This is a genomic window from Nitrobacter vulgaris, assembly GCF_031453995.1.
GTDB lineage: Bacteria > Pseudomonadota > Alphaproteobacteria > Rhizobiales > Xanthobacteraceae > Nitrobacter > Nitrobacter vulgaris.
Genome location: NZ_JAVDPZ010000063.1, coordinates 1 through 10,139, shown reverse-complemented (window position 1 = coordinate 10,139; position 10,139 = coordinate 1). Strand labels below are relative to the sequence as shown.

Annotated in this window: 6 protein-coding genes and 3 pseudogenes; 2 read left to right on the top strand and 7 right to left on the bottom strand. The window is 55.7% G+C overall.

Features of this window, described 5'->3' with window-relative positions; genetic code table 11:
* The first annotated feature begins 70 nt into the window (after positions 1 to 70).
* Together GGQ85_RS20075 and GGQ85_RS20070 are read left to right on the top strand one after the other, a co-directional pair.
* A complete protein-coding gene (locus tag GGQ85_RS20075; protein WP_309775989.1) occupies positions 71 to 2,788 on the top strand; it encodes an EAL domain-containing protein in 2,718 nt (905 codons plus the stop codon).
* 227 nt (positions 2,789 to 3,015) lie between these two features.
* The gene (locus tag GGQ85_RS20070) at positions 3,016 to 3,363 is read left to right on the top strand and encodes a restriction endonuclease (protein WP_374708941.1); all 348 of its coding nucleotides are present in this window, start codon (positions 3,016 to 3,018) and stop codon (positions 3,361 to 3,363) included.
* A gap of 243 nt (positions 3,364 to 3,606) precedes the next feature.
* On the opposite strand, the pseudogene GGQ85_RS20065 reads toward GGQ85_RS20070, so the two are convergent.
* The 7 genes and pseudogenes from GGQ85_RS20065 to GGQ85_RS20035 form a co-directional block, all read right to left on the bottom strand.
* A pseudogene (locus GGQ85_RS20065) lies at positions 3,607 to 3,809 on the bottom strand (hypothetical protein).
* Between the two features lie 89 nt (positions 3,810 to 3,898).
* Complete coding sequence (locus tag GGQ85_RS20060) at positions 3,899 to 4,054, bottom strand: hypothetical protein (protein ID WP_309775987.1); 156 nt, start codon at positions 4,052 to 4,054, stop codon at positions 3,899 to 3,901.
* A gap of 132 nt (positions 4,055 to 4,186) precedes the next feature.
* Positions 4,187 to 4,432: pseudogene (locus GGQ85_RS20055) on the bottom strand (IS3 family transposase); the annotation flags it as partial.
* Positions 4,433 to 4,682: 250 nt separating this feature from the next.
* On the bottom strand, positions 4,683 to 6,011 hold the full coding sequence (locus GGQ85_RS20050; protein WP_309775986.1) for a site-specific DNA-methyltransferase: 1,329 nt from the start codon (positions 6,009 to 6,011) through the stop codon (positions 4,683 to 4,685).
* Positions 6,012 to 6,726: 715 nt separating this feature from the next.
* A complete protein-coding gene (locus GGQ85_RS20045; RefSeq protein ID WP_309775985.1) occupies positions 6,727 to 7,509 on the bottom strand; it encodes a DUF5681 domain-containing protein in 783 nt (260 codons plus the stop codon).
* A gap of 305 nt (positions 7,510 to 7,814) precedes the next feature.
* Positions 7,815 to 8,505 (bottom strand): annotated as a pseudogene (locus GGQ85_RS20040) (IS6 family transposase).
* Positions 8,506 to 8,661: 156 nt separating this feature from the next.
* Entirely contained in the window at positions 8,662 to 9,069 is a 408-nt protein-coding gene (locus GGQ85_RS20035; protein WP_309775984.1) for a hypothetical protein, read from the bottom strand.
* Positions 9,070 to 10,139: the final 1,070 nt, after the last annotated feature.

The following is a 10,139-nucleotide window of genomic DNA, read 5'->3' as shown; positions in this document are numbered from 1 at the left end:
AATCCGAACACAGATCCTGGTTTGCTATCTGTTAATGAGTGCCATCACGGCGGCTCTCGGATTCTACGCCATGCAAAGCATCAAGCACGCTGGCGATCTTGTTGCCAAAACATTCGACGAATCTCTTATGTCGATCAACTACGCACGGGCAGCGGCGGCAGACTTCTCAAAAATGCGCGCAGTCGCCTCCCGGCGGCTTGGGACTCTCGACCCTCAGGCGCGCACCTCGCTTGATAGAAAAATTGACGGTCTGGAAAGTGTTTTTTACGACGATCTGAATGTCGCCGCCGAACGATCTCAGTCCCCCGGCGCGACCGACGCAGTCACAAAGGTGCGAAAAGCCGCCAGCGACTGGGCCAGCCTATACGATAGCGGCGGCAAAGACCTTGATGTGAATAGCCGCGCCGCCTTTGTCGACCGGCTGGATGGCTACGCAAAGACCGTTGACCAGCAGATTGACCTTTTGATCAACCACACTGCTGGCGACGGCTTTTTGTTCCGGCAACGAGCTCTGTCCGCGATTGATCGTGACTTGCATTTCAATCTCGGCGCTATCGCCATCGCGCTTCTGCTCTCCGGATTCGTCACTTGGCTATTGAGCCGCCGTATTATTGGGCAGGTTGCTGTTGCCTCCAAAGCCGCACGAAGTATCGCGGCGGGCGAGCTCGACGTTAACATTCCCAGGGGAGGAGCCGACGAACTCGGCACGTTAATCGCCGCGATGAGCGTGATGCGAAATAATATTAAAGATATGGTCGGGCGTGAAATCGCTCAGCGGAGGTCCGCACAAGCGCGTTTGACCGATGCGCTTGAAAATTCCCGCGAAGGCGTCGTTCTCCTTCATCCTGACGGAAAGATCGCGCTGGCCAACTCCCGCTCAAGCGAATTTCTTGCCAGTGCACCGGAGCTTCTCCGGTTCGACTCGCTAGACACATTCAAGATTGCGTTTCCCTCAACTGGCCCAGCTCTCCTCGCGAACGACGACCTCACAGGCGAAGCGTGTTTACCGGACGGTCGGTGGCTGCGCGTCAGTCGTAGCAAGACTCAGGAAGGCGGCGAGATCGTAGTTTTCAGCGACATCACAGCTTTAAAGAGTCAGGAAGAGCAACTCTACGAGACCAACCGAAGACTCGATGCCGCTCTCGACAACATGTCGCAGGGTTTGTGTCTGTATGACAATGATGGTTGCCTGCAAGTCGTCAACCGTCGTTTCTGCGAGATTTTCCGCATTCCTCCCGGCCATGTCCGCGCTGGCATGCAGTTCGACGCTGTTGTCAAACTGAGCATCATGGCCGGAACCCACGCGGGTCAGACCTTCGATGAACTTGTAGAGACCTCCATATCGCGCTCGGAAATCGGCAGCCATTTTCAGAAATTAGACGATGGCCGCACTATTCGTATCGACCGCCGTTCGACCTCCGATGGTGGATGGCTGGAAACTTGCGAAGACGTCACCGAGCAGCAGCGGGCGGAGACTCAGATCGCTTTTCTGGCCCGTCACGATGCCCTCACCCACTTGCCGAATCGTCTGCTGCTGGCGGAACGTATCGAACAAGCTATTGCCCAAGCTGGACGCGGAGCTGGATTCAGCGTCCTGTGTCTGGACCTCGACAATTTTAAACAGGTCAACGACACACTCGGACATCCGATCGGCGACGAGCTACTTTGTGCAGTCGCCGACAGGCTGCTCGCCTGCGTCCGCGAGATCGATACCGTCGCTCGTTTGGGCGGCGATGAGTTTGCCATCATCCAAGCAGGCACGCGAGACTCTAACGATGTGGAGCGGCTTGCACAGCGTATCGTTGAATGCGTCGGACAGCCTTATGAATTCAACGGACAAAGGGTCGTTATCGGCTGTAGTATCGGCATCTCGCTGGCTCCTTTCCATGGCGCAAATGGCGAAAAGCTCCTGAAGAGTGCAGACTTGGCGTTGTATCGTGCCAAAGCTGAAGGTAGCGGCGTCTGGCGGTTCTTTGAAACTGAGATGGAGGACAGTCTACAGAAGCGCCGCGCTCTCGAACTCGATCTTCGGGACGCGATGACGAATGGCCAGTTTGAGCTGGTTTATCAACCGATCTATAATCTCAAGCTTGAAAAAATTTGCCGGTTCGAAGCTCTGCTGCGGTGGCGTCACCCGCAACTCGGCCTGGTCCATCCCGAGAAATTCATCGCTGTGGCCGAAGAAATTGGTATAATCATTCAACTTGGCGAATGGGTGATTGATCAGGCTTGCCAACAAGCAGCATCGTGGCCAGACGACATCAAGGTCTCGGTGAACGTCTCTTCCGTCCAATTTCGTAGCCCGCGCCTCATTGAGGCTTTCTCATCGGCGCTGATGCACTCGCGGCTCCCGGCCGGACGCTTGGAGCTTGAAATCACCGAGTCGGTGCTTCTTGCGAATAGCACGGAAACCATAGCGACCCTGCACAAGCTCCGCGCGCTGGGCTTGCGGATCGCAATTGACGATTTCGGGACGGGATATTCCTCTTTGAGCTACCTGCAGAGCTTTCCCTTCGACAAGATCAAAATTGATAAATCGTTTGTACATGACCTGACATCGACAGCGGGATCAAAGCTGATCGTTCGCGCCATCGTAAGCCTTGGAAAAAGCCTCGGCATGCAAATCACGGCCGAAGGCATAGAGAACATAGCCCAGTTTAATCAGGCTGCCGCTGAAGGCTGCGATGAAGTGCAAGGTTATTTTCTGAGCGAGCCTGTATCCGGGCTCCAAGTCTCGTCCGTCATTTGCAAGTTTGAGCGTCCAAATATTGTCCCATGGCCGTTGTAACCAAGCATCCGGCTGACTGTCGATCTTGCTGCGCCACATGCTTTCACGGCAAACTTTTTTGCTTATCCAGGGCGCTGCGAGCCACTCCGCAGTCTTCTAGCGCAAGGTAGACGCCAATCACGATACTCGAGACGGGCAGCGTGACACGGCCGCAAGATTATCACCCATGGTAGGTGTTTCGGCTACAAGTTGCAGCGGGAGGGCACCTGCGCTCGAGGTCGTTTTTGGTGGGCTTTTCGCCGATGTCTCTCAGGACCAAGGCGGTGGCTCTGATCAAGGATCAACGAAATCTGGCATCGCAAATGATCTGCCAGCTCGACTGCCGCGATTTCGAGGCCCTGATCGATTTGATCTTTGCCCGGGGAGGGTGGCAACGGCAAAGCGCAGTGGGCGGGAATCAGGCCGATGTGGATATGGTCTTGACGCAACCGATCACAAACGAAATTGCCTGGGTTCAGGTCAAAAGCCGGTCAACACAGGCCGAACTCGATGACTATGTCCGGCGGTTTCATAATGACGGCAGTTCGATCGCTGTTTCTTTATCTGTCACAGCGCGCCGAAGATCCTCGGGATGACCGACTCCGTCGATTTGCATCTTTGGACGGCTGAGCGGGTAGCTGACGCCGCAATTAGAAGCTGGGCTGTTTCGGTGGCTGATTGAGCGAATGCATTAACCGCGATAAATTGAAAGCCAGCACTCCAATTTTGAGGTCAGCCAGGTCCTAAGCGCTCGGCCTGGATTTAATTCGCCCCGGAATCACAACCGACTCCCGGACTCAAGTACTTCCTGGATCTGCTCTTAGTACCGTCAACCGCGCTCACGCAGTGGCAGCCACGTTCCACGATGCGCTGTCATACCCGATGGAGTGAGCTTCGAGCTCTGTCATCGCGAGACGCTCGTATTCATAGGCTTGTGCCAGGAGCGTCCATCTTTGCGCAGGACGGAATGCTGCGGTCTGACATAGAGCGAAGCGATGGTGCGATATCGACGCACGTTCTCCAGGTCAGCATTCTCACTCATACAACAAATCCCGTTTCTCGGAACTGTTTATCGAATGACAACTGATTGTTCCGTGGCAGTCGCGCTCAAGCCCCAGCTTTGAGGCGGGCCTAATCCTTCGCCTTCAGTCGCGCTTCATTTTCGGCAATAAAAGCGCGGATCTCATCGGACATGTTCAGAAGCTTCAACCATTGCTCTTTATACAGAGTCACTGGAAAACGTCCCATCCCATAAACGGAGAGGCCACCTTTGTCACTCACCTTCATGCGGGTGCCCTCTGAAGCTCCTTCTTCAGAGCATCGTTCTCCTTGCGGAGACGATCGAGCTCAGCTTTCATATCGTCGTCCGGCATCTCATCTCCCTTTCGTTAGCGTGATTCTATCATGCTAAGCTCTCACTTTCACCTCGTCGCCGGTGGCCGTCCGCGCCCTATCGCCGGCAAGCCGCTTCTTGGCGGCTTCGAGGAATTCCTTCGACCAGTTGTAATACAGGCTCTCAGCGATGCCTTCGCGGCGGTACAGCGCGGCCATCGACGCCTCAGCGTGTAGGCCTTCCTTCAGCCGAGTACTGTTTGCGCGTCGTACGGCGGATGTCCTGATGACCTGCTTCGCTGGCGCCTTCCTTGCCCCGGATTTCTGTCTCATCTTCGATCATTTGAAAGGCTACGATGAACCAGAAGTTCGCAGTTAAGCCGCTTTGTTCCCATCAGCGCGGACGCCGGACACGGCGGTGTGGCATGTCGCCCGAGGCGGTGGTGCCTCGGCCCTAAAGGAGCATCGATAAGCGTTTGGGCACAAGGAACGAATAGCAGACGCTTAATGTCAAATTTGGTCGCTGGTCGATCGTATGCATTGACCGCTTATAATCGGGATCCGCGGCTCTCCAAATTTTAAGTCAGCTCGGTTCAGTGCGTTCGGCCTCGATTTCTTGAAATGGCTTGCCTGCACCTTCGAGGGTGGCTTCAAGGCGACGTACTGTGCGCAGCCTGCGGATAATGACGTCGCAATAGAGCGGGTCGATTTCGATACCGTAGCCGCGGCGACCCGTCCGCTCGGCTGCGATCAATGTTGTGCCGGAACCGGCAAAAGCATCGAGGACAATGCCTTTTCGATGCGAACAATCCCGGATGGCGTCCGCCACCAGCGCGACCGGTTTGACCGTTGGATGAAGGGCAAGGTCGGAACGATCGTTACCGAAGCTGTTCACGCCAGGATAGTTCCAAATATTGGTGCGGTAACGGCCGTGCTTGCCGAGTTCAACATTGTTGATGTGAGGGTTAGTCCCTGATTTGAAAACGAACACGAGTTCATGCTGAGAACGATAGAGCGATCCCATGCCGCCATTGTTTTTGGCCCAGACACAGATATTTTTGAGTTCATGATAGGCGTTCCGGCCGGCTTGCAGGATTTCGTCGACATGGCGCCAATCCATGCATTGAAAGTGAATCGAACCATCGACGGAAAATTCCGCAAGGTTTGTAAAAACAGATGTCAGGAAAGCCGTGAACTCCGATTGTGACATCTCGCCCGAGGCCATTGCGAATTCCCGGTGCTGCACGCTGCCCAAACCTCCAACGTGACCCGCGATCGGAACGTTATAGGGCGGATCGGTGAAGACTAGCTGCGCGCGGACTTCGCCCAACAATCGCTGATACGTCTCCCGCTCGGTGGAATCGCCACAGATCAGGCGGTGGCTGCCGATTTGCCAGATATCCCCGAGCCGCGTCACAGCGGGACCTGAGGGAAGCGGAATGTCCGTATCAGCAGGCTCGTTGCTGTTAGCGATGTCGAGTTCGCCGATCAAAAGATCAATTTCCGGCAGCTCGAACCCCGTTAAACTGACATCGAAATCGATGTCGAGGCTGCCCAAATATTGAAACTCCAGCCCAAGCAGGTTGCGATCCCAACCGGCATTTTCCGCAAGCTTGTTATCGGCGATCACATAGGCCCGGATTTGAGCTTCGCTCATCCCCGATAGGCGCACCGTCGGAACCTGGCTCAGGCCTACCAGTTTGGCTGCTGCGACGCGGCCATGCCCAGCGATAATGCCGTTCGCATCATCGACCAGAACCGGGTTTGTAAATCCGAACTGCGTGATTGCTCGCGCGATCTGTTCGATTTGCTTCTTGGAATGGGTTCGGGGATTGCTCTTGCGCGGATTGAGGGCTGCGATGTCCTGATAAATGATTGAATGGCGCGTTTCGATTTTGCTAGTTGCGTCCACCTTGAGTCTCCATTTCCATTCGGAGACTTGCTTAAGTTTGAAACAAGCAGGATTCATTCACAAAAAGATGGCGTATTTTTTATGAATGGACACGGTTCAAAAATGACCGCCAATCCATGTGCGGAAGCCAACGCGCGGTGAGCATCTTTGCAGCACGCTCATGGGGTGGTCCAACCCACCACTCGCTTTCGCGAATTAAAGGCCATCCGGTGAGACCCCAACGTTTCTCGCGCGCCTTTAACCATGAAAGGTAACGAGGATACATCGCAACAGCCAGCTGCAAATGCATGCTCTGCAGCACGGTAGCAGGAGGACGGCCCCCAGACTGCTTCAGCCTGCTTCGAAGACCCAGGATGAGGATCGGGGTAAGCCAGGATGGAATTGCGTCTCCAGAATTTGCCTCCAAGAGGTCAGCGAGCTCAGGCGATGTAGGAAATCGTCCCCTGGCAATCGCTCGCTCCCAAAAGCGAAAGCTCTTGGTGTCAAAGTGATCGTAAATGCTGTCGGTCTGCTTCTCACCACTCGTCTCGGGATGACTTGCATTCACCCTCGATATCGATGCCGGCGCATTCTCGCACTGCTTAGTCGATTCAAGATCAATGGCGGCGCTATCGTCTGATGAAGCTCCTTGCTTCCCGTCCATCATCGCTCCTCAAGTACGATCATGCTGAATCGGCGGAGGCTCAGAAGAACGCCCCAATACAAGTGCTAGCGCCTATGTCTTCTTTCCACCTGCAACTCGGGGCAACCAGTTGCGTTTTTCGAGTAGGCTGTCAAAGAATCTGATGTAATTCTCTAGAACGGAAAAGATTTCCCGGTCCTTGGAAGAGTAAGGAAAGCCCTCGCGGGCGCACTCATCAGCGTCTTCCCGTAGTCCCTCGAGCTTCGATATTAAGATCTCTCTGGCTTCAAGTATTTTCTTAAGCTTGTCGAGCTGCTCATAGTTTATCGGACCTGTGATCTCTAGTTTGCAAGTATCATCGTTGAAGTGCAGGTCGTCGGGATGAGGCAGAGGAGGGGGGCGGCCGCGATCACGGCAAGCCTTGGCCCTCGCCGGATATTGTTCTTTATAGTCACGGTACGTCGTGTAGTAATCGAGAACTTCGGCGAGCTTGTTTTTTTCCGCTTTGTCAATTCTGTCCAGAGCAGCCTTTAGCGCTAGACGATTCCCTTGGATTGCTAGCGCAGCTTCCCTCCGTATAAGTGCCTCTTTCATGCTGATGGTGGATCTTCGATCGCCCTCGCGGATGGGAACAAGGCCTTGTGAGTTCTCGAGAACGAGATCAACAAGCGGAAGGGTCTGCTGACATTGCCGCATTCGAGCTTTGCGCGAGGAGCCGAGCGGGTTACCGCTTTGCCCTTTCTTGAATCGAGAGGATTTCGGCGGTCGGCGATATCCAACCTTGTCCTCGTCGGCCACGTCCTCCCCAACGGAGGTTACGCGACTTCCCGACTCCTTGTCAGCGTCCGGCGGATCAGGCTCGAAGGTCTTAGACATCTGCTACTCCTCGTCTTGCTCGGAGTAGCCTTTTCGAAAACAGAAAAGGCGGACTCCGAGCGTGATTGAACACGCTTCATCAGTCTTTCCTTTTCTGCTTCGTTCGCGAGACGACTGTGTCGTCTGGCTGATGCCGGTGTGAACACACAAGACAGCAACAGCGGCCCTCACAAGGGGCACGCGATCGACGGCTCGTTACGCCCGGACCAGGTTCCCGTCAAGCGCTAATATTTTGGGGAGAGTGTTGGCCGGCTTTGTCACGTTAGCGGATGGATAGGTGCGACAAATCCAGCATTCAATCGCGATCACCCCGAAGCAGTCACCTCTCGCCACGTCTGCATGGCCAAGGCTCGGAATGCCCGGCGCGTCTTCGCTGAGATGAGGTGACGCTGGACGTTGACGGTGTTGTAGGTGGCGGCGTGGACGGACAGAAATCGTTGGGCTGATCCCGCACTCTTGAACCCCTGCATCTTGCGCTCCCGTCGTCGGGTCGGTTGATGCGAGTTCTCCGCTCGGTTATTGCGCCATCGCCCGCGCTTATGGCGACGAGACAGCCCAAGCTCACGGGCGGCCGCGCCGTAGGATCGAAGATCGTCGGTCACAAACTTGTCCGGAACAGAGGCCATTTTCTTGAGCAGTTTCCGCAGCAATTTCAGTGCCGCCCGCTTGTCCCGCTTGCCTGGACACCACGTCAAGGACTTCGCCTTTGGCATCGACGGCGCGCCATAGATAGACCAACAGGCCATCGATCCTGATAAAGACCTCATCGAGATGCCAAGACGAATGAGGCTTGGACCGGCGGCGCCGAAGGTCAGCTGCGATCGTCAGTCCGAATTATCTCACCCAGCGGCGCACCGTCTCATAGGACGCCATGATTCCGCGCTCCGCCAACAGGTCCTCCATCCCGGAAGCTGAGGGTAAACCGGGCATAGAGCCAGACGCCTGCTGAATAATCACGGGTGGGAAGCGATATCCGGCGTAGCTGAGTTTGCTCATGATCGGCACTTATGGGCGCAGATCAGCGCCGGTAAGCTCAACAACGTGACAATGCCTTCATCAACGGTCATCCCAACCGTGACATCGATCGGCTGCTGCCGTCTGCATACCGAACGCAAGACTTCCGAGCCGTGGCCTGAAAACGCCGCTTACGCCTCAGTAGCAGCGCATGACGTTGACCGTCTTGCCGCCGCCGACGGCGACGCTCTCCTCGCCGCAGCCGGGTACGTAGGGCCGATCCGACGGTATCACATTTGCAGGAAAGCGATGCGCCCAGTTCCAGGGCACGTCGAAAGTGGTAGTGTAACGGACCTCGGCCGGTCCGGCGAACGGCGCCGTGATCGGGCTCGCAGCGGGTACGTAAGCGCCATAATCATAGCCATAGCCGGGCCAGAAATAGCCGCCGACGCCCCTATTGAACGCATGCGCTCCCCGCACCGTGGCTCCCGCCTGCGGCGCTGCTACGACACCAGCGCCGCCCGCTTGCGCGATCGCTTCATTGGTCGCAAACGCCAGCGCGATCGCGCCGACGGTAGCAAGCGCTCCAAGCTTCCTGTAGGTCATGGCACGCTCCAATTCTTTGTTTGACAGCCCTTGGCCGTACGCTAGGCGCGTCATTTCGCGCCCGCAAACGTATGTTTAATGTTTGGTTAAGATGTAATCGGAGGAGGTCAGCCCTCACGCCCCAGCCGCAGACTTCTGCCTGTCGCCCAGAGTTTCGATGAAAATGCACAGCTGTTTGGCGGCCGTCTGCGAACGCGGCGGAGCGCCTACATTACCGGTGCTGCCGAGGGCGACACCTCCGCCACGGCGAAAGCCAGCCCGATGCCAACGCACCAGCGTCTCAGGCCGGATAATCTTGAGAACCTGCAAGACCGACGGAAACCAGCGATACAGTTGGATAAAGAACCAGCGATTATGGTTCGTGAGCCGGACGTGACCATGCAGCCGCCTCAAGACGATCAACTGATGTCGAAGCACCGCGTTCTCAGCTTCAAGCCGCAACTTTGACTTGAATGGCGAGGCCAGACGGCCGGAACGAAACAGAGCAGCCCGACCATTCCCCCAGCTCAGGCGATTCCGTCACATCATCAACGGATGGGATTTCGGCAAACACAGGTTGCGCGCTCTGTGGCGCGCGCTTTTAATCACTGCCTAAGACCAATTAATTCCCTGCATCGCACCGAAAATTCCCTGCTAAATGAAGGCAGGGAATTCGCGGTTAATTCCTTGGATCAACTATCTTTTATGAGAGGAATTCGCCGGTTTTCGCTGAGAAAAGTGAGTTTGCAGGGAATTTCGGGGTAACTTTGGAATACTAACCGCGGAGACCCGTTCGCATCTGACTGCGTCCGCCACCACCTATCACATTGAATATAAACAGCGAAATTTCCGCTAAAGAATATTCGTAAAGCCGGTTGTGGCTACCGGAAGCATATCGGAAGCAAACGGATGCCAGAGTGAGCAGGGGGCAGGCGCCTTACAAGCCATCCCGGACCTACGTGGGCGCGCCGATGCGATAGATTGTTTGGCGGGTAGCTAGCACTACTTTGGCAGATTTTGCTGAAGGCGGCCTGCGAGCAGCATTTCACAGTGCGTGCATCGTAACGGTGGAGGCCGCACGAATAGGTCGA

Coding starts and splice junctions, on each gene's coding strand:
- GGQ85_RS20075 (WP_309775989.1), top strand. CDS start 71: ATGCAAAGCATCAAGCACGCTGGCGATCTTGTTGCCAAAACATTCGAC.
- GGQ85_RS20060 (WP_309775987.1), bottom strand. CDS start 4,054: ATGAAGGTGAGTGACAAAGGTGGCCTCTCCGTTTATGGGATGGGACGT.
- GGQ85_RS20045 (WP_309775985.1), bottom strand. CDS start 7,509: ATGTCTAAGACCTTCGAGCCTGATCCGCCGGACGCTGACAAGGAGTCG.
- GGQ85_RS20035 (WP_309775984.1), bottom strand. CDS start 9,069: ATGACCTACAGGAAGCTTGGAGCGCTTGCTACCGTCGGCGCGATCGCG.